Genomic DNA, 18,572 nt, shown 5'->3' on the forward strand with positions numbered 1-18,572 from the left:
GCCGCGCATCGGCGGCGTGCCGAGCGCCAGCGCGGTCTTGGCACCACTCGCTCAGTGAGCCTGTTCCAACCTGGCAGCCGGGTTTGCTCGTTGGGCTGACGGAGCCTCCCCCTGAGTGGTGGACACGCTGATAATGGATCTGCTTGATCCGGAGGAAGCGAGAAGACCGCCGATGGCGATGAAGGACTACTCGGACGAGTTCAAGGCCGATGCCGTGGCCCTGCACGAGTTCACACCCGGGGCGACCTACGAAAGCATCGCCGCCGACCTGGGCATTGACAGGAACACTCTGCGGAACTGGGTACTGCGCTCCCGGGAACTCGGCAGCGGCGTCCCGGACGCCAGGACAGCGGCCCGGGCCACGCAGGCGACGCCGGCCGCGGAGCCTGACGAGCAAATCCGGCAGCTCGAGGCCGGGTCGCCGAGCTCGAGGCCAGTGAGCGGATGCTGGCGACCGAGCGGGACATACTCCGCAAGGCGGCCAAGGATTTCGCCGGTGAGACGAACTGGTGAGCCGCTTCGAGTTCGGCCACGACCACCGGGACGCCTTTGAGGTGAAGCGGCTCTGCGAAGTACTGCAGGTGAACAGGTCCAGCTACTACAAGTGGCTGTCCGGCCTGCAAACCAGGCGGGCCAGGCAGCGGGCCGATGAGCGCCTGGCCGCGAAGATCCGCGAGGTCGACGCGGCCTCCGGCGGCGCCTACGGCTCCCCGCGGGTCACCGCCGAGCTGAAGGACAAGGGTCTGCACGTCAACGAGAAGCGCGTCGCCCGGGTGATGCGCACGTTCTCCATCACCGGCGTCCGCCTGCGCAGACGCGTCCGCACCACTGTTTCCGACCCGTCGGCCGCACTGGTCCCGGACCTGTTCCGCAGGGAGTTCACCGCACCCGAACCCGGCATCACATACATGGGCGACATCACCTACCTGCCCCTGGAGAACGGAGAGTTCCCCTGTCTCGCTACGGTGCTGGACTGCTTCAGCCGGAAGGCGTCGGCTGGTCCATCGCCGACCACATACGCACCCACCTGGTTGCCGACGCCCTGAAGATGGCCGCCCGCACCCGCGGCGGCCTGGACGGCGCGGTCTTTCACTCCGACCACGGAGCCCAATACGGGGCCAGGGTCTTCGCCGCCCTCTGCGACCAGCTCGGGGTGACCCGGTCGACGGGCGAGGTCGGCTCGAGCGCGGACAACGCGGCCTGCGAGAGCTTCCACGCGGGGAGGGCCGTGCCCCGTACGCCCAGCGCCTCCAGCCGCTCGCGCTGTTCGGGCAGGAGCTGGGCCCAGGTGCCGGGTTCCTGCTGCCGCCAGTGCCAGGTGCTGATGTCGTCGCCGTCGAACGTGGCGCCGGGTTCGATGTGGGGCAGGTGGCCGTCGGCGTCGACCAGGTCGGCGAGGACTCGGTAGTGGCGTTGCCAGTTCAGCGGCCAGGGGCAGTTCTAGTCCGGGTCGACGGCCGCCAGCTGCTTCGCGCGTTGAGCCGCGCGCTGCGGGTCTTTCCCGAGGCCGCTTTGGCGGCGGAGGTTGGCGAGGTGCTGGCCGATGGGCACCATCGCCTCGCCCTCGCCCCACACCGCGTCCTGACGCGGCGCGAGGTGCCCGGTGGCACGCCGGTATGAGCGCAGGACGGCGAGCTTGGCCTCCCATGCCTCCTCGCCCGGCTCCCGGAACATCCCGGCTTCCGGGGCGTCCAGGAGCGTTTTGCGCCGGTCCTCCAGTTCCCCGGTGCGCAGGGCATTGCGCTGCTGATGCACCCACCGTCCAAGCGGAAAAGACTTCGTGACCCCCACTTCGACCTCGATGTCGTAGGGCACGGCGTGGACGCCGGTGATCTCGTTTTCCGCCCGCCAGCGCAGTAGGGCTCGGTAGCCCTCCAACCAGACCAGAGATTCGGGCCGGTACACCCGCGTGCGGAGGAACGCCGCGATCGTGGCCGCGTCGCGCGGGCTGGAGAAGTCGCACAGCGAACACGCCCCGCCCGGCCGGCGCCCACGAGCAGACCCACCGCGAACGCTGGCATCAGATCCACGACCTCCTCGGCAAGGGCGTCGGCCTGCTCGAATGCGCCCGACGCCTGAACCTGTCCCTCAACACCGTCAAGCGCTATGCGCGCACCCGCGAACCTGAAGCCCTGCGCCACGCTACCGTCCCACTCTGGTCGACGCTGCCCGTCCTGCGGACCGGCTGACCACGGTACCGAGACGATCTCCGCCTACGAAAATCGTGCCAGAGCACGTTCGTGTATACGCCGACACCCGGGGACAGAGTACGGGGGCGATGCCGTCGGGGCATGAGGGTTCACCTCCCTTCGTAGCCGTCGGAGCCGCATGCGCGCACGCATCATGATTGAAATTCCCTCAGGCATCAGTGAGGGCCGACCAAGGAGTCCTTGGCGGCAACCGAGTCCTTGACGTGCGTCAGCGAAGAGGGCCCGAACGTCGACTAGGTCGCCCTTTTGCCTGGTCAGACACGTGCGCCCTCGCATGCTCGTGTGCACCGATCGATGCGCAAGTGCGGATAGTTATGATCCGTAGCGCCATGTGAGCACCATCTGATTCCGTCGCTTCATCTCGCCGAACAGGGAGGGCGTCATGTCGTCCAAACCCACCCGCCCCGCGCTCGAACTCCGCATGGGAGGACTGCACTTAACCGTGCAGCACTTCCCCGGGTGGCTCGTCGGCCTGATCACCACAGCCACCGGTGCAGCGGGGACGTGGTGGGTACAGCGCTAGCGAGCTCGTGCATGGTTGGCGGTAGCGCGTCGAGGACTGCGGGCCAGCCGGTTGTGTTCACGTTCGCGTACCGTTGGCGATGGTGGCAACCTGCTGGTGGGAGAGCAGTCCCGCGACGGTCTTGATGGTGTCGCATGTGTTCTCGGCGGCCGTGGTGCCGTGCGAGGGATCGCCAGTTCTTCAGGTGGCTGATGCCGTGCTCGACCTGGATGCGGCGTGAAGAGTGTGCCTTGCGCTGCCGGTCGTGCATCTCCTCGTACCACTCGGGCGGGTTCTTCTTGAACTTGCGGTGCGGTGGCGTCACCACGCGCCCGCCGGTCTGTGCACCCAGTCCCTGGTAGTCGGCATCGGCCAGGATCTCCACGGGGGCCCGTCGGCCAGTAGCCCGACCAGGCCCAACTTCCGGGCGTGCGTGACGTCCGCGCAGCTGGCCGGCTCGGCCGGACTGCAAAACAGCAACCGCACTATGGCGTCCGTGACGACCATCGACTTCACGGCATGCTGCTTGTTCTTGCCGGAAATGAACTTCTCCCGGTCCTTGCGCCCGGTTGCCGGACAACGCACCCGGACCTCTGTGCCGTCGATGATCCCGGTCTGTCCGCTCGCGCCGAGATGGTCGATGACTTCGGCGAGTGTGCGTAGTCGCATGTCGGGCGCGACGGTGCAGCCCCGCTCGGCGAGCAGGGGCCGCACTTCAGATAGGCTTTGTGGATCTACAACGTCTTCCAGGCCGGCGCACCGAGTCCTGAATGGCCGCTTACCCCAGCACCCCCGCGGCGCGTGCCGCCTCGATCCACTGGGGGAACTCCTGCAGGAGCTGATCGAAGAGCTGGTCGTCGTCGACGTCGCCTGGCGCATGGCCGGCGTGGAAGAAGCCCGCGTTGTCGACGACGCGACGCGTGGGAACGGCGAGGGTGTCGAGCTTGCGCAGGAAAGCGAACTCGTTGTCCTGCGGATCACCGAACCCGATGAACTGCCAGAACAGCGGCAGCCGGGCTGCTTTGCAGAGATAGCGTTCGGCGGCGAGCCTGCTGGTCGGCCCGCCGTCGGTCTGGAAGACGACCAGGGCGGGGGCATTGCTGTCCGAGGCCAGGTAGTGGTCTATGACCGCGTCCATAGCCCAATGGTAGTTGGTACGGCCCATGTGGCCGAGGCTTTCGTGCATCCTGTTCACGTGCCCGTGGTGCCGGCCCAACTCCAGATCGGTGGACCCGTCGACGTCCGTGGAGAAGAACACCACTGGGACGACCCCGTCGTCGTCGAGGTGCGCCGACAGCGACAGCACCTGCTCGGCCAGCCGCTGCATAGTGCCGTCCCGGTAGTAGGGCCGCATCGACCCGGAACGGTCCAGCACCAGGTACACCGCGGCTCGCACCCCTTCCAGACCGTGAGCACGCACGCTGCTGCCTGCTGCCTCGTAAAGGGGCACCAGATCGGGTGCGTGCTCGATCACATGGGACAGACTGATGGCCGGAACGCCTTCCCGGCTGTTTGATGAACTCACACCCCCCATCCTGCAACCATGCCAAACAGGCTGAGTTGGAATACGTCGACCCGCTCCTCGCGGCGTGGGCAACGGTCAGGCGCCCCGCACGCGGTGATCTCCTTCCGAGCTGTGAGAGGCCGTCACTTGGGGTAAGCGGCATGGACGCGGACGCCGGTGTGTTGGCGGAGCTGGTGACGGAGGGCGGGGCTGTGTCTGTGCGCCGTCTCGTGTGGAGGGCTGCGAGCGTCGCTTTCTTTGCGTGCGGGATGAGTCGACTGGGCCCGCGCGACGCCATGGGACGTCTACGCTGGTTCCAGGGCACGCACGTGTCCATGAGCGTCGGGAGATTCCATGACCGCGCCTGCGGCAGAGCAGCCCACCCCGCCTTCCTATCCGCCCAAGACTCCGCCGCCGCCGAAGAAGCCTGTTTCGCCGCCCCGGCCGGAAACCCTGACTGCCCCGCCGTCAGGACCTGCAGGCTCTGGGGGGCTCGCGCGTACGGCCCGGCGCGGTGTAAGCATGCGCAACCGGCGCGGCGTGAACTGGACGCTTGAGTCGGCTCCCTGGACCGCCGGTGTCGCGCGGCGCAAGGTGAACGAGCAGCTCAAGGAGTGGGGGCACCGACCGAACGAGGAAGCGATCGAATCCGTGACAGGCCTGCTTGTGGCTGCCGCGGTGGCCGACGGCGGCCGGCGCGTCAGCGTGCACGTGTCCGACCAGGACCAACAGGCATGCATCCTCGCTCTCTCCCACCACACCCCCGCCGCCGTGGGGCACGAGCCGGGCGGCGACGACGTCCTCCACCGGATCACCGCGCACCCCGATGTCACGGGGTGCGGGACGGACACGGGACCGGACGGCCGCCGCATCTGGGCCGTCATCAATCTCTGACACCCGCTCTGCGAGACCGGCATCATGCCATGCCCGGTACTGTAGGCCGTGCTGACAGCCTCATGGTTCTCGGCGACGACGGCCTGTCGGGACGCCGTAGTCTGTGCGTGCATCCCGGCCACCGGCTGTCCTGGCCAGCGCTGGAAGCCGGGGCGGCCTCGACACCAACGCCGACCCGGGCACGCTCGCAGCCGTCAACCGCACCAACGCCGAAGCGCTCATCCCCGCCTGGCCGCCACTCCCCCGACGCCGGCCTCGACCGTACCGGCCCCGATACGTCTGCGCCACGCGGCCCAACGCACCACTGCGCGCCTGGCCTTCAAGTTCCTCCAGCCCCGCACCGACTGAGACAAGTTCCTCATGTCCACCAGCCCCCACGGTACGTCCGGCGGTGTGTTCACGAGTTTGACGGCGTAGTCAGTGCCGTCCGTGTGTTACCTGACGTCACTGCGGCGTTCAGTCGACGGCGAAACCTGGCCAGCGGGCTTGCTGGCTCTGGAGTTCGGCGCTCTTGCCGGGCAAGATCGGGTTCATGCCCAGCCAATGCGAGTTTGTTCTGCCGTCAATTATTCGGTTATCAGGAGACGGGATACTGCTGAGAGAGTGGGCCGAGACCGACCTGTCGGCGTTGGTTGAGCTCTATGACGACCCCGAGATCGACCGATGGACTCCGGTGCCCTCACCGTTCGACTCCACGGCGGCAAGTGAATACCTGGCCAGGGCCCGCGAAGGCCGCGAGGAAGGCCGCAAGAAGGCGCAGTTGGTGATCACTACCGACGGTGAGCAGCCGCGTGGTGAGGTCCTCCTCTTTCGCAGCGAGTTCGACGCGCGTGACGTCGAGCTCGCTTACGGTGTCGGCAGCCGATATCGGCGGCAGGGCCTGGCCTCACGAGCCGTCAGGCTGTTGGCTGACTATGCCCGTCGCCAGCGGGGGGTAAGGCGAGTGCTACTGCGCATTGAACCGGGGAACAGCCCAAGCGTGGCTGTCGCCCGCGCAACCGGCTTCCAACTCACCGACGACGAGCCCACCACGCTTGAGGTCAAGGGCCGTCAGATCAGGTTGCTTACCTGGTGTTATCAGAATGGCGGAGCAGACTCCGTTTCGCCTTGAGCGACTGAGGCACCTCGGAGGTGGCCGCGCAGGGTCGGGGATCGTGATGGTGCCGTCGAGCTGAGGGACATCGTCCTGGGGAAAGGCTGACATTCGGGCCAGGCCGTTGTCGGTGCCCCCGTTTACGTTGGCCCCATGGACGAGCGGCAGCAACCGTCGGACGTACGGGACGCGCAGGCGCAAGGCGGTGGTGCAGCGACGCCCGGGGCACCGCAGGCGATGCGGGTCGCGGAGGGGTGGCCTCTGTGGCCTCTGCGGCACAACCTAAGACCGTGTCCTATGCGGTGAGTCGGGCGAGTCGTTTGTAGCAGCAGAGGGCGGCGTCGAGGCTGCGGAGGGGCAGTCCGTTCGCGTCCGACAGGACGTGCATCTTGGAACCCCGCTTGCCCCGGACCACGGGGCACGAACCTGCGAGTTCGCCCATCGCCCACCCTCTTTTGGCCCTGACATAGGCGGAATCGAGGACGGCACGAGTCCCTCGTCGGGGCGGTGGCGCCGGGGCGTCGTCCTCTTCTTCCGGGATCCGACGGCGGGCTCTGCGGGCGCCGGGACGTCCACGGCTTGATACGCCCCGGCGCACGCCCCGCACGCACACCCGGCGTGCACCCTGCACCTCTCGCACCCGGCTGTACGCGCTCAGCCACGGTACATAGCATGTCCCCCGTTCCTGTCAGGGCGAGTCAACTCACCACCCGGCGAGCCCCGTTCGCGACTCGGCGGGCCTCCGGTGCATCAGGGGGAAGCGATGTCCAGTGGTCAGCGACGCGAGCACGTCGGGGCAGCCGGCGTCAGACGCACCAGAGCGGTCCCGCCCCTGGGGCGCTGGAAGCGTCGTACGATCGGAGCTCTGTCGTCACTGGCACTGGCGACCGTCGCGGCGGTAGCGGTGCCGTCGGGCCAGGCTGCGGCCGTCCCGTCCGGACCGTACCTCTACGTCGCCGGTTACAGCAGCGGCACCGTGTCGGTGGTCGACCCGGCGACCGACACGGTGGCCGCGACCATCGCCGTCGGCGGCGCTCCTCGCTCCGTGGCCCTCGCGCCGGACGGCACCCGCGCGTACGTCTCCGACTACAGCAGGAACAACAGCAAGGTGTCGGTGATCGACACCACGACCGACACCGTGACCGCCACCATCGCCACTGGCAAGAGCCAGGAACAGCTGGGCGTGACCCCGGACGGCTCACGGGTCTACGTCGCCAACGCCGGCAGCGCGAGCGTGTCGGTGATCGACACGGCCACCGACACGGTGTCGTCCACCGTTCCGGTCAGTGGGAGTCCTCGCGGACTCGCGGTGTCGCCTGACGGCTCGCGCGTGTACGTCACCAACTCCAGCAGCACGGTGTCGGTGATCGACACCGCGACTGACACGGTCTCGGCCACCATCGGGCTGGGCAACAGCAACGGACTCGCGGTCGCCTTCGCGCCGGACGGCGCGCACGCCTACGTCTCCAGCGCCGGCGACAACAGGCTCTACGTGATCGACACGGCCACCGAAGCGGTGACCGCCTCCGTCGGTGTCGGCCTCAGCCCGCACGGGGTGCTCGTGACGCCTGACGGCTCGCGCGTGTACGTCGCCAACTACTTCAGCAACGACGTCTCCGTGATCGACACGGCGACCAACGCGGTGACCGCCACGATCCCCGTCGGCCAGTATCCATGGGAGGTGGCGCTCCAGCAGGGCGGCGACCACCTCTACGTCTCCAACAGCGGCAGCAGCGACGTGTCGGTGGTCGCGCTCGCCACCAATACGGTGACCTCCGGTGTCGGCGGCGTGGGCAGCACGCCTCTCGGGATCACGTCGGGCGTGGTGCGCCCGGCGAAGGCGGACCTCACCGTGGCGCTGAAGGCCAAGGCCAACGCTCTGCTCCCGGGCGCCATCGGCTACACGCTGACCGTGCACAACGCCGGTCCGAACAAAGCGACATCGGCGAAGGTCACCGCGACACTACCCGCAGGAGCCACCGCGACCGGGCTCTCACCCGGCTGCACCGCCACGGGCAACACGGTCGTCTGCGCGTTCGCGGACATGCCCGCGAGTACGTCCGTCACAGCCGGCTTCAAGCTTCCGCTGTCGCTGCTCAACCTCGGACAGATAACGGTCCAGGCGGCACGCACGGCCTCGTCCCCGACCGATCCCGTCCCCTCCAACGACACGTCGTCGGCGTCCTGCACGGTGATCTCCATCCTGCTCGCCACCTGCTGACGTCCCTACGGATCAGATACCTCCGCACGTCGAGTGGGAGAAGTGCAGCGTGTGTCCAGGCGTAAGCGGTCCATAGGATCCATCGCGCGCCAACGGGCCAATGCGGATTGACCTTGCACCGTTTCCCCGGCCTATGCTCACGCCACACAACTCAAAAAGATGGCCCCGCGGGTGCTGCCAACACCCCGGGGCCACTTTCGATACACACCCTCATCGCGGTACTGGACGCTCAGATGGGGGGGCCACCTGGAGACTGTCTACGACCGATCCGACGGCACTCTTCCTGATGTTGTCGCCGCCGGGGCCGGCCGGGCGCTCGTCGACCACCTCCCGGGCCCTTCCACTTCGCGTCTCCGGACGTCCCTGATGACAACGCCCACGCTGGAGGATGCTCCACCTTCACTGGGACGTCCAGGAATTCCCCCACCACCGGCCCGATCCCGCTGGCGAGCGGTCACCGCACCGCACCTCGTCGCTCTCGCTCGGGCCGGCGCCCGCCTCGAGAACGGCCACCTCATGGAACGGCCGGAAGGCAAGGCGGCATGGACAGCCGACACCAAAGCGACGAGCCCACCGAGCACCGGCGATTCGCCCAGTACACGCAGGCCCTGAAGACCGTCGCCGCGACGGACGAAGCCGACCTGCTGGCTGCTGTTCTGCGCGACGAGGACACCACCATGGCCGTCAGCGCGGTGAGCCGACACATGGACTGCCGGGCCACCGGACTTCTCACCGACCCGGCATTCACGGCATGGGCCCAGGCCATGTCCGGGGTGATCGACCAGCACGACTTCCTCACCACCCGACTCCGCGAATGGTGCCTGCTCAGGGCCCTCGCTCCGGGCGAACCGTGGGGCCCCGGTGCAGCACCAGGTGCCTGCGCTGTTCCATGAGTGTCGGTCTGCTGAGCGGGGGCGTCGCTCAGCCGACGGTGAAGGTCGCCGTCTTGTCGTTGAAGGTGGTGTCGCCGTTGTCAGCCGTGGCGAGGGTGGCGACGTGCCAGCGGCCCGTCCCCGAATCGGCGGCCTCGGCCGCGCTCACCGTGACCTTGTAGGTGCAGTGAACGGTGTCCTCACCGGCAGGCTTGCACGTGGCCGAGTCCGCGCCAGCCAGGTCCTTCTTGGTCAGCGGGTTCTTCGTGAACGGGCCGGCAGCGGGCCACGCCAGTACCTTGAGACCTTTGACGCCGGAAGCCGCCTTGACGTCAGTGGTGAAGGTGAAGGAGCCTTCCCTGTCGCCGGCAGGGGCCGAGTAACGGGCGGTGCTGTTCTCAAGGGCGAGCGGCTGCTCCTCGGCGTGAGCCAGCGCGAACGCTCCGGCGCCGCCGAGGATGACGAGTGCGGCGGCCGAGCCCACGATGATGCGTCGAGACATGATGGTTCTCCCCGTGATGGTGTCCACTTGAACGGCGCCTCAGGGGCCCCGTTGCATCAATGATCAACGGAAGGGAAAGCTCGACTGTGAGTACGAATACTCAACTATGGATAGGGACTTGAACCACAGACCGCAGCCCTTTCACGCAGTCCTTCACTGAGCAGGTCCACGTTCCAGCCCGAGGCCCACGCGCGCCGGGCCGAGGTCGTGCACGCAGCGGGCACGATCACCGCCCCTGACCGACAGACCCTGCCACCTTCGCGGGGGGGCCAGCGCCGCGTCGTCGAGCACGCCATGTTTCTGGGCGCACGGCATCCGACCGGTCGCCGTCGTGAGGATGCTGGTGTCCGGAGGAGCCTTCGCGGCGGTTTTGCACCGTGGGCGTCCGGGCCGACGAGGGCGCGGCTGTCACCCAGGACGGACGCCAAGGCGGGGTCGAGCGCTGCCCGGGGCCGCCACTGGCGGCTTCGGCGCGCTCGGACGTGCAGGTGATGCGCACGAGGTCGGCGAAGTGGGCGCCATCCGGGGTCGGGCGGTCGGTAGCCGCACCCTGGCCTCGGCCGCACGGGCCCGCCACTCCCCCGCCTCCGCCACATCGAGGGAGGGTTACCCGGCCCAGCCGCGTGGGGCAGGTGCGCGGCGAGGAAGAGGGCATCCAAGTGGGTGTCGGCCGCCTCGATCCGGGGCCACGCCCGCAGCTGCCACCGTCGCACCCCGGCGAACACACCGGCAGGCCTGTGGCGGGGGCCTGCCGTCCAGGCTGTCAGCTGATGGCCGGCCGGGACGCGTCAAGAGGGGAGTGGCGCCGATCCACGATCCCCCCGACGATCCCCATCAGGCGGTCCCCCGCCCGATCGATGCTTCCGTTCTGTGTGCTGACCTGCGCGCCTTCGAGTATGAAGGTGATCTCGGCTGCGGCCTGCTCGGGGTCGGGCAGTCCGGCCTCGGCACACATGCCCTCCAGCCTGCGAGCCTGCTGGGCCTTGTGCTCCTCGATCACTTGCCGTGCGGGATGAGAGCGGTCGGGCAGCTCGGCCAGGGAGTTGATGAACGGGCATCCCCGGTGCGAGATAGCCGGCAATCCTTCGGCGATGAAGCGGGCCAAGCCCATGAGCTGCTCCCTGGGCCGACCGGGGTATTCCGTCTGGACCCGGTCGAAGGCCGCCTGGTAGTCGGCGGCGACGATCCGCATCCACTCCGCGACCAGCGCGTCCTTGGTCTCGAAGTGCCGGTAGATCGCCATTTTCGTGGTCTCGGCCTTCTCAGCGATCGCCTGGACGCTCACCCGATGGATTCCCTCGCTCTGAAAGAGCTCTTCCGCCGCGTCGAGGATGCGCTCGCGGGGCGGCAGTTTCGCCACCCTGCTCGGCCTGCTGGCGGTCGATGCCATGGCTGCTCCGTGACGTCCACTCGGGTGCGGGACCTCTTGCCCCATTGCCCTTACGGTACCACTTCGTTCCGCACGATACCGTTGGGTATCGTCAGATACTTATGAGTATCGTCCTTTCCGTTTGGAGTAGAAGTGAGAGTTGCCGAATACGTGAACTATGACGCCGTCGGACTCGCGAAGCTGGTGGCCGAAGGGGAAGTAACTGCCTCCGAACTGCAAGCAGCCGCGCTCGATGCCACACAGGCGGTCAACCCGCGGATAAACGCCGTCGTGGAGACCTGGCCGACCGACGACGAACCCGAGTCCGGCAGCACACCGCTGGCCGGGGTCCCTTTCCTGATCAAGGACATCGGAGCCTCCATGGCCGGGCGGCGCATGGAGCTTGGCAGCCGCCTCGCGGCCGGCAACGTGGCACGCGCCGACTCATTCCTGATGCTGCGCTTGCGTCGCGCCGGACTGGTGACGTTCGGGCGTACCGCGACATCGGAGATGGCCTACAGCATCACGACAGAACCGGTGCTGTACGGCGCGACCCGTAACCCGTGGAACCTGGAGCGGAGCGCGGGAGGATCCAGCGGGGGCGCGGGCGCGGCCGTAGCGGCCGGGGTCGTGCCGCTTGCCCACGGCACTGACGCCGCCGGCTCGCTCCGTGTTCCCGCCGCCTACAACGGTCTCTTCGGGTTGAAGCCCACCCGCGGCCGGGTCTCCATGGGCCCCGACTTCGACGAGCTCTTCAGCGGCTTGGCCGTGCCCGGCAGCGTCAGCCGCACGGTGCGGGACAGCGCGGCCCTGCTCGACCAGATTCGCGGCCCGGAACCGGGTGACCCCTACTTCGCCCAGCAGCCGTCCCGGTCGTACACGGAGGAAGTCACCCGTCACCCGGGCCGGCTGCGGATCGGTGTCCTCACCCACGCATGGGGCGGACGCCGCACCACAGCACCGGTGGCCGACGCCCTCTCTCGTACCGCCGGTCTGCTCGAATCCCTCGGCCACCAGGTGGAGGAGACCGAGGTCGGCCTCGGGGCCGGCTGGGAGGAGTACATCCTGGCCAACGCCCAACTGTTCACGGCGAACCTCGCGGCCAGCGTCGACGAGCTCGCTGCCGCCTTCAGCCGGCCCGTCGATTCCTCAACCCTCGAACCGTCGACCCTCGCCGGCTACCACTACGGGCAGCGGGTCAGCGGCGTCCAGTTCGTCGCCGCTCTCACGATCCGAAACCGTGTCTCCCGCAGCCTGGCCCGGTACTTCGACACCTACGACATCTTGCTCACCCCGACCGTGCCGGAGCTTCCCTTGCCCCTGGGCGCCTACGCCGAGAGCGCGCAAACGCTGGACGGCCTCGGCTGGATCGACACCGTCTTCGACCGCGCGCCGTTCACCATGCCGTTCAACATGGCGGGCACGCCCGCCATGTCCGTGCCGTTGACGGCCGACGTTGAAACGGGGCTTCCGATCGGTATGCACTTCGCCGCCGGATACGGCCTCGAAAGCCGCCTCTTCCGCCTCGCCGGCCAATTGGAACAGGCAAGCCCGTGGTCGGGCCGAATCCCCGCGATGTGGGCAGGCAATCACACGGGCCGCTGAGAAGCGCCTCTGCAGCCGGGAGCCGACGAGCCATGCGCTGAGCGAGTGCGAGAACCACCTCGCGTATGCCGTCCTGGTACTGCGGGACCCCGCATACGGTCACGGAACGCGCCGCATGCCTCGTTCTCACAGAGAGGCGCGGGCCCCACGGGACTGATGGGGCTGACGGGCCTAAAGGTTGTTGCAGAACGTCTGGGATGGGGCATTCCTCTTGTATGGGTGGGGTGTTGCGGGCTGAGTCGTTGTGGGTGGAGACGTTCACTGGCTTGGGGATGGACCGGTTCGAGAAGTTGGTGAGGGTTCTCGGCGAACGTGCAGGTCATCATCGATGCGGTGATCGCCTCCGCCCGCCCCGTCCCCGGGAACAAGGCTGACGCACACGCCTGGCGGGAATCGGACCTGCCCGCCGTCGCGGCCGGGACTATCGCAGACGGGGCGTACCTGGGCACCGGGCTGATCGTCCCGCACCGCAGAAGAGCCGGACGGCCACTCCTGCGCGGCCAGGAGGAGGACAACGCCGAACACCGACGCGTCCGCGCCCGCGTCGAGCACACCTTCGCCCGCATGAAGAACTGGAAAATCCTGCGCGACTGCCGCCAGAAAGGAGACGGACTCCACCACGCCGTCCAAGCCGTCGCCACCATGCACAACCTCGCCATGACAGGCTGAACCACCAGGTCAAACACCACCCCGGCTTGCCCGCACCCACCCTTCTGCAACAACCTTTAAAAGCTGTCCCGTAACACTTTCAGCCGCTCACCTGCGTCCAGTTCATCCCGATTCGCCAGGCCGTGACCGAGGTCGCGACTCGCGTCAAAACCGGACAAGCCAATCCGTCGCCGGTAGGCCGCCGGTCCACGCGTCGAGTTACGGGACAGCCTTTAGGAAGGGGTCAGGCGAGTCGTGCGGAGTAAGACCGTGTCCTATGTGGTGCGTCGAGCGAGTCGTTTGTAGCAGCAGAGGGTGGCGGCGAGGCCGAGTAAGGCCAGGTAGTTGCGGGGTTGGCGTTCGTAGCGGTGGTTGAGTCTGCGGTAGCCGGTCAGCCAGGACATGGTCCGCTCGATGACCCATCGGCGGCGCCCTAAGCGTTCGCTGGACTCCACTCCCTTGCGAGCGATGCGGACGCCGATGTGCTTGCCCCATAACCATTTCCGCCAGTGAGGGACGTCGTATGCCTTGTCTGCATGGAGGCGTTGGGGTTTGAAGTAGCGGCCGCGGTGGGGGTCGTGTCTCGTTTGGTGACCTGTGATCATGGGCTTCAGCGCGAGGCTGTCGTGGGTGTTGGCCGCGGAGAGGCCGACAAGGAGGGGCAGTCCGTTCGCGTCCGACAGGACGTGCATCTTGGAACCCGGCTTGCCCCGGTCCACGGGGCTCGGGCCTGTGAGTTCGCCCCATTTTTAGCCCTGAGGTGGTCGGAGTCGAGCACGGCCCGGGACAGGTCGAGCAGGCCGGCATCGTCCATACGGTGCAGGATCTCCTCGTGCAGCCGGCCCCAGACACCGGCTCTTGACCAGATCAGAAACCTGCGGTGGGCCGTCGACTTCGATATCCCGAAGCACGGCGGCAACGCCCGCCAGGCACACCCGCTGACCAGCACGTAGACGATCGCCGCGAACAGCGTCTCATCAGGCGTGTCCTGCGTCCCGCCGCCCTGCGGCCGCACCTTCGACCGCGGGATCAGCGGCTTGGCGATCTCCCACAGCCCGTCCGGAACAATCCAACTCCACGTACCCCGCCCCATGACGAGCCCAACGAGCCAGCACCACATAGGACACGGTGTAAACACCCCAACGCCGGACGCGGAGCTGCCGCTGGAGCGCCTGCTCCAGCTGCAGCGGCGTATCGAGCAACTCCTGCCTCCCGTGGTCGGCCGGACGAAGCGCATGGGTGTGTCGTGGGAGGCGATAGGGCGCATGCTCGGCATGAGCAAGGACACCGTGCGCAAGAAGTTCAGTTCCTCGGTGGTGCAGCGAGCCTTGAGCCGTGCGCATGTCCGGATCCCCGAGCCTCGTCCGGCGACGCACAGTGTTCCTCCCGTGGCCGCAACAGCGCCCTCGACCGTTCCCTTCCCGTCCTCGTCCGTCGCTGCGTCGGCAGACCCCGTCGACAGCGCCGAGAAGGCGAGCGCCGACCCTGCACCAGAAACCGGGCCTCCGGGTCCTCTGGACTTCGCCTGCGTGCTGAGCAACCTTCAGCGTGCCTCTGGATACAGCCTCCGGGCCCTCAGCAAGAGGACGTCGCTCTCCCCCAGCTTCTTGTCGAGGGCCATGAACGGTGAAAGGTTTCCCAGCTGGAAGGCGACCGCGTCGCTCGCCCGTGCCTGCGGCGCGGACCCCGAGGTCCTCAGAAAGGTCTGGGAAGACGCCGAGGCACGCCGCAGCCGCAAATTGGTGTCCCCCCAAGGGCTTGCCTCCGCCCTGCGGCATCTACACCACCGGGCCGGGAGCCCGACGCCGTGGGTCGGTGTACGTGAACAGCAGCTACGCGCTCTCCCAGGAGCTCGTCACCGGGCTGCTCGAAGGAACTACCGCAGGGCCCTGGGAACACGTTCAGATCCTCGTGCAAACGCTCGACGGCGAGTACACCTACTTCGAACCCCTGTGGCACCAGGCCGTCCAGGCCTCGTCCGGGACCGAGTCCGAGTCCGAGACCGCGCCCGCCGCTCCCCCGCCGGTCTCCGATCCAGGGCCCGCCACCCGGGTCGAAGAGCTCATCGCCGCCTTCGGAAAGGTCCTGAGCACAGCCGGCAACCGCACCCACTCCCCCGGACGCCCCCGGCCCACCCCCATCCAGGCCGCAACCACCTGGACCAGCAGCTTGTGAGGGAAGGAGAAACACGGCAGCACTCAGAGCGGTAACAGAGGGGGAGGGCTGTCGGGCACGCCTGTGAGGCATTCGGCTCTCTAACAGGACTACGAGAGATGCAAGGCCCGGACCCAGTGGTCCGGGCCTTCGCTATGCCCTTGGGAAATTGCTTCCCGGCCGCTGCTGTCGAAGGGCGCCCGGGCGGCCCCAGGGGGTGAAGAAACCGCTCCCGAACGAGGCCGGGACGTAAGCATCCGCGATCTGTCACGGGCCCGCGTGCCCGCGCCCCGCATCGAGCGGCCGGTGAGGATCGGGTACGCCCTTACCTCCACCGCCCGTCAGGAGCTGGGGGCGTTCCCGTCCCCGACATCGCGAAGAAGCTCACCATCAAGACCGGGAAGATGCTGGGAAATCCCCCTTGGTCGCCTCGCTCTACCGGGCGCTCGCGGAAGCCGAGGCCGCTGCGGCGGACGACGGCTTGCCGGTCAGGTCCAAGCCCGTCCACATCCGCCGGCCCGAAGATCCGCTCACCTCCGAGGAGATCGACCTCCGCGAACGGCTCCAGTCCCAGCCCATCCGAACGCGGAGATCCGCAGCTAACGGCAGTGATCAAGTGCTTAGCGCCAACGGCTGTCCACCAGTACCATGGCCGAACCACGGTGCAGCTCGGGCAGGCCGTTACAGTTCGACGGCGGCGGTGGGCGTCGTGTTGTCCAGTGCCTGTTGCGCTCGTGCGGTCACCGTCCGGGTGAAGGCGTTGAGCGCGTCGAGGTCGACGGTGCTGCCGTTGTGGTTAGAGACGACGACCCTCACCACGAGGCTTCCACAGCGGACTACCGCACGTCCCTCTGATATGTGCAAACCGCTGCCGGGCACGGTGGCGTTCATGGTGATGGCCGATGACTCGTCACCGTAGGAGGGCAGGGTCGCCTGCGTTACCTGCTTCGCCTCGTTGCTGTCAGCGTTTTCCACCTCCACTCCCACAAAGCCCACGGCTGCCGCGGCCACCGAGGGGTACGCCAGGACCTCGACGTACACCTCGTTGTAGCCGACCCCGGGCCCCGGGTCGTATCCCGACTGCAGGTCGAGAACCGGGCCCGTCTTACAGATGTAGTGGTACTCCCTGTCCTTCGAAATGCCGACGCGGCTGGTGGGACACTGCTTCGTCGTCGGCGAGCCGCTCGCGACGGCCCAGCCCTGCGGCAGACTCGCTGCGTCCGGGAGGATCTGCTTGCCCCTCTCCGCGTCACGCACCACCGGGGCGGCATCATCCGGCATACCGGAGGCCGACCCCGAAGGCGTTGCCGTATGGGACTGCGGGCCAGACGACGCCCCACCCGCCGAGCGGGGGGAATCGTCACCCGTGAGCAACTGCACGCCCCCGTAGAGGCCCAGGGCCAGCAACGCGACCAGCAGAGCTGCGATCCCGGTGAGGGACGCACGGGTGGCACGGGTATTGGTAATGGTCAGCGGGCCCAGCGAGATCTGGCTGCTCCGTACCTTGCTGCCGCCCCCGATGATGATGCTTCCGGTGTACTGGGGGCTGACGGCGTGCGCAGGCGGCGCGTCGGGCGGCGGGCCGGCAAGCACCGCAGCCATGCGGGCCTGGAAATCGGGATCGGCAGCCAGCGCCTCCCGGATCGCCTCCTGCAACCCCCGGACCGCCGAGGGATCCGCGGGGTCGGCGCTGACCCCGTCCAGGGCGGCGCGACCCTCCTCGGAAGTACCCAGCCGCGCCCGCACGAGGTCGCCCACCGCCCGGCCCGCCTCGCTCCCCACCGCCGTGGCCGCCCCTGTCGCCAGGCCGGTCAGTATCTGTACGGCGGATGACGCCATGCTCCCTGCCACATCCATGTGACACCCCCTAGCCAGTCGGGCCTTGAGACAACCACAGCCGCAGCCGCCGCGCCAGGATGCCCGGCGCTCCCTCACCCAGCGACAAAGGGCGGTGCCCGCTGGAAGTGGAAGGCTGTTCCTCGCCCTTGCCGCAGACGGACGGGGCGGAACCCCGCGCCTCACACTGGTTGTCGCCAGCGCACCAGAACCGCCAGGGGATGCTGTTGCCGCGAGCGGGCCAGGCCACATACAGATCAACGCGGCCAAGTACCGATCAACGTCTCAGATTCGCCCCTTTCCTTGAAGCAGGGAGGAATCTCTGGTCTCTGTCCACAGGCCCGCCCGCCAACCATGCGATGAGCACGCCGCGAGTCGCGCGGCGGCCATCGTGAGGAGAGCTTGATGCCGTACCTGATCCCGTGCCGCACGCCGCTGACGCCCGACCAGGTGGGGCAGGGCTTCGACTGCCTCCTGGCGTTCCAGATGGGCGGTGGGAACTACGTCTCCGGCCGCACGCCGGGCTCTCCAGAGTTGGCCTTCCTGCTGCTGCGGCTCGCCGAGAACATCGTCTTCCCCGTCACGGGGGCCCTGGGCGACGGGGAACCGCACGCGGACTCCTTCGCCCTGGACGAAGTCGGATGCATCTTGCTGTCCGCCCTGCGGGACTGGACGCGCGACTCCCCCACCACGGCCGCGCTGGGCATCGCCCGCAGCATCATCCGCTTCGTCGAGAACGTCATCCCCGACCCCGACGACCACGGAGACACCCGCGCCACCCTGGAGACCATGCGCGACGAACACCGGAGTGGGCCCGCACCGTGCAGTCCATGACCGCGCGCCCGTAACCACACCCCGATGCGCACCGGTGCGGCGGGCGCGCAGGAGTGGTGCGCACCGGTGCGGTGCGGTGGTGCGCGCACCGGTGCGGCCAGCACACGGAAGTAATGCGCGCCGGATGGATACGGTGCGGTGGAGTAGGCCCGGGTGGGGGCGGTGCGTTTCTCCTAGATCTGAGCTAAGCGGAGCTGAGGCCAAGGAGAACACCGGGTGGTCTCCGCCCGGTGGCGTGCATTCCCGGTCGGAGCGGGCTCCGCTCTGTGGAGTGGATGTCGAGCACGGTGGCGTCTACGGAGTGGAGCGCACCGAGTGGGGCCCAGCA

General features: G+C 68.1%; 15 protein-coding genes and 6 pseudogenes. 13 read left to right on the plus strand and 8 right to left on the minus strand.

Translation table 11 applies throughout. The annotated features are described in order from the left end of the window. Window positions 1–178 precede the first annotated feature (178 nt). The 3 genes and pseudogenes from BLW14_RS35670 to BLW14_RS34880 all read left to right on the plus strand — a co-directional run. Window positions 179–553, plus strand: coding sequence for a transposase (locus tag BLW14_RS35670; protein WP_371128110.1), 375 nt, complete (start codon window positions 179–181; stop codon window positions 551–553). After that, window positions 510–1,046 (plus strand): IS3 family transposase, encoded by a 537-nt coding sequence (locus BLW14_RS00415; RefSeq protein ID WP_177153859.1) that lies wholly within the window; start codon window positions 510–512, stop codon window positions 1,044–1,046. The genes BLW14_RS35670 and BLW14_RS00415 overlap by 44 nt, the downstream gene beginning before the upstream one ends. A gap of 2 nt (window positions 1,047–1,048) precedes the next feature. Next, window positions 1,049–1,126, plus strand: a pseudogene (locus BLW14_RS34880) (hypothetical protein); the annotation flags it as partial. Between the two features lie 89 nt (window positions 1,127–1,215). Here BLW14_RS34880 and BLW14_RS00425 read toward each other — a convergent pair. Continuing rightward, window positions 1,216–1,965 (minus strand): annotated as a pseudogene (locus tag BLW14_RS00425) (helicase associated domain-containing protein); the annotation flags it as partial. On the opposite strand from BLW14_RS00425, the pseudogene BLW14_RS00430 reads away from it, so the two are divergent. Further along, window positions 1,962–2,173, plus strand: a pseudogene (locus BLW14_RS00430) (ISL3 family transposase); the annotation flags it as partial. The pseudogenes BLW14_RS00425 and BLW14_RS00430 sit on opposite strands and share 4 nt — an antisense overlap. An 860-nt stretch (window positions 2,174–3,033) precedes the next feature. On the opposite strand, the gene BLW14_RS34885 reads toward BLW14_RS00430, so the two are convergent. Both BLW14_RS34885 and BLW14_RS00440 read right to left on the minus strand, forming a co-directional pair. Further along, window positions 3,034–3,426 carry a transposase family protein gene (locus BLW14_RS34885; protein ID WP_256332611.1) on the minus strand — a complete coding sequence of 131 codons (393 nt, stop codon included), beginning with the start codon at window positions 3,424–3,426 and terminating at the stop codon, window positions 3,034–3,036. A 64-nt stretch (window positions 3,427–3,490) separates the two neighbouring features. Further along, a complete protein-coding gene (locus BLW14_RS00440) occupies window positions 3,491–4,246 on the minus strand; it encodes a vWA domain-containing protein (protein WP_177153860.1) in 756 nt (251 codons plus the stop codon). 492 nt (window positions 4,247–4,738) lie between these two features. On the opposite strand from BLW14_RS00440, the gene BLW14_RS00445 reads away from it, so the two are divergent. Next, on the plus strand, window positions 4,739–5,110 hold the full coding sequence (locus BLW14_RS00445; RefSeq protein WP_256332612.1) for a hypothetical protein: 372 nt from the start codon (window positions 4,739–4,741) through the stop codon (window positions 5,108–5,110). Window positions 5,111–5,621: 511 nt separating this feature from the next. After that, on the plus strand, window positions 5,622–6,221 hold the full coding sequence (locus tag BLW14_RS00455; RefSeq protein ID WP_256332613.1) for a GNAT family N-acetyltransferase: 600 nt from the start codon (window positions 5,622–5,624) through the stop codon (window positions 6,219–6,221). Between the two features lie 334 nt (window positions 6,222–6,555). On the opposite strand, the pseudogene BLW14_RS33875 reads toward BLW14_RS00455, so the two are convergent. Further along, window positions 6,556–6,696: pseudogene (locus BLW14_RS33875) on the minus strand (IS5/IS1182 family transposase); the annotation flags it as partial. Window positions 6,697–6,966: 270 nt separating this feature from the next. Between BLW14_RS33875 and BLW14_RS00460 the strand changes: the two are divergent. Then, a complete protein-coding gene (locus BLW14_RS00460) occupies window positions 6,967–8,424 on the plus strand; it encodes a YVTN family beta-propeller repeat protein (protein ID WP_256332614.1) in 1,458 nt (485 codons plus the stop codon). Between the two features lie 542 nt (window positions 8,425–8,966). After that, on the plus strand, window positions 8,967–9,317 hold the full coding sequence (locus BLW14_RS34190; protein WP_143051985.1) for a hypothetical protein: 351 nt from the start codon (window positions 8,967–8,969) through the stop codon (window positions 9,315–9,317). 28 nt (window positions 9,318–9,345) lie between these two features. On the opposite strand, the gene BLW14_RS00470 is transcribed toward BLW14_RS34190, so the two are convergent. Then, the gene (locus tag BLW14_RS00470; RefSeq protein WP_093703206.1) at window positions 9,346–9,825 is read right to left on the minus strand and encodes a DUF5707 domain-containing protein; all 480 of its coding nucleotides are present in this window, start codon (window positions 9,823–9,825) and stop codon (window positions 9,346–9,348) included. A gap of 736 nt (window positions 9,826–10,561) precedes the next feature. Further along, window positions 10,562–11,188 carry a TetR/AcrR family transcriptional regulator gene (locus BLW14_RS00475; protein ID WP_093703208.1) on the minus strand — a complete coding sequence of 209 codons (627 nt, stop codon included), beginning with the start codon at window positions 11,186–11,188 and terminating at the stop codon, window positions 10,562–10,564. Between the two features lie 132 nt (window positions 11,189–11,320). On the opposite strand from BLW14_RS00475, the gene BLW14_RS00480 reads away from it, so the two are divergent. After that, a complete protein-coding gene (locus BLW14_RS00480) occupies window positions 11,321–12,772 on the plus strand; it encodes an amidase (protein ID WP_093703210.1) in 1,452 nt (483 codons plus the stop codon). A 300-nt stretch (window positions 12,773–13,072) separates the two neighbouring features. Further along, window positions 13,073–13,441 (plus strand): annotated as a pseudogene (locus BLW14_RS00485) (transposase family protein); the annotation flags it as partial. A 254-nt stretch (window positions 13,442–13,695) separates the two neighbouring features. Here the strand turns inward: BLW14_RS00485 and BLW14_RS00490 are convergent. After that, window positions 13,696–14,513 (minus strand): IS5 family transposase gene (locus tag BLW14_RS00490; RefSeq protein WP_093703212.1). Its coding sequence is split into 2 segments (ribosomal slippage): window positions 13,696–14,165 and window positions 14,165–14,513, totalling 819 coding nucleotides; the frame shifts between segments, so codons are not numbered across the junction. A 181-nt stretch (window positions 14,514–14,694) separates the two neighbouring features. On the opposite strand from BLW14_RS00490, the pseudogene BLW14_RS35675 reads away from it, so the two are divergent. Beyond that, window positions 14,695–15,108 (plus strand): annotated as a pseudogene (locus BLW14_RS35675) (helix-turn-helix domain-containing protein); the annotation flags it as partial. A gap of 133 nt (window positions 15,109–15,241) precedes the next feature. Beyond that, a complete protein-coding gene (locus BLW14_RS34895; protein WP_256332615.1) occupies window positions 15,242–15,595 on the plus strand; it encodes a hypothetical protein in 354 nt (117 codons plus the stop codon). 660 nt (window positions 15,596–16,255) lie between these two features. Here the strand turns inward: BLW14_RS34895 and BLW14_RS34195 are convergent. Beyond that, window positions 16,256–17,413 (minus strand): hypothetical protein, encoded by a 1,158-nt coding sequence (locus BLW14_RS34195; RefSeq protein ID WP_143051986.1) that lies wholly within the window; start codon window positions 17,411–17,413, stop codon window positions 16,256–16,258. Window positions 17,414–17,815: 402 nt separating this feature from the next. On the opposite strand from BLW14_RS34195, the gene BLW14_RS00505 reads away from it, so the two are divergent. Further along, entirely contained in the window at window positions 17,816–18,244 is a 429-nt protein-coding gene (locus BLW14_RS00505; RefSeq protein ID WP_093703214.1) for a hypothetical protein, read from the plus strand. The last annotated feature ends 328 nt before the right edge of the window (window positions 18,245–18,572 follow it).

It is taken from the genome of Streptomyces sp. 2131.1 (genome assembly GCF_900105515.1).
Lineage (GTDB): Bacteria > Actinomycetota > Actinomycetes > Streptomycetales > Streptomycetaceae > Streptomyces > Streptomyces drozdowiczii.

Coding starts and splice junctions, on each gene's coding strand:
- BLW14_RS35670 (WP_371128110.1), top strand. CDS start 179: ATGAAGGACTACTCGGACGAGTTCAAGGCCGATGCCGTGGCCCTGCAC.
- BLW14_RS00440 (WP_177153860.1), bottom strand. CDS start 4,246: ATGGGGGGTGTGAGTTCATCAAACAGCCGGGAAGGCGTTCCGGCCATC.
- BLW14_RS00445 (WP_256332612.1), top strand. CDS start 4,739: ATGCGCAACCGGCGCGGCGTGAACTGGACGCTTGAGTCGGCTCCCTGG.
- BLW14_RS00460 (WP_256332614.1), top strand. CDS start 6,967: ATGTCCAGTGGTCAGCGACGCGAGCACGTCGGGGCAGCCGGCGTCAGA.
- BLW14_RS34190 (WP_143051985.1), top strand. CDS start 8,967: ATGGACAGCCGACACCAAAGCGACGAGCCCACCGAGCACCGGCGATTC.
- BLW14_RS00475 (WP_093703208.1), bottom strand. CDS start 11,188: ATGGCATCGACCGCCAGCAGGCCGAGCAGGGTGGCGAAACTGCCGCCC.
- BLW14_RS34195 (WP_143051986.1), bottom strand. CDS start 17,413: ATGGCGTCATCCGCCGTACAGATACTGACCGGCCTGGCGACAGGGGCG.
- BLW14_RS00505 (WP_093703214.1), top strand. CDS start 17,816: ATGCCGTACCTGATCCCGTGCCGCACGCCGCTGACGCCCGACCAGGTG.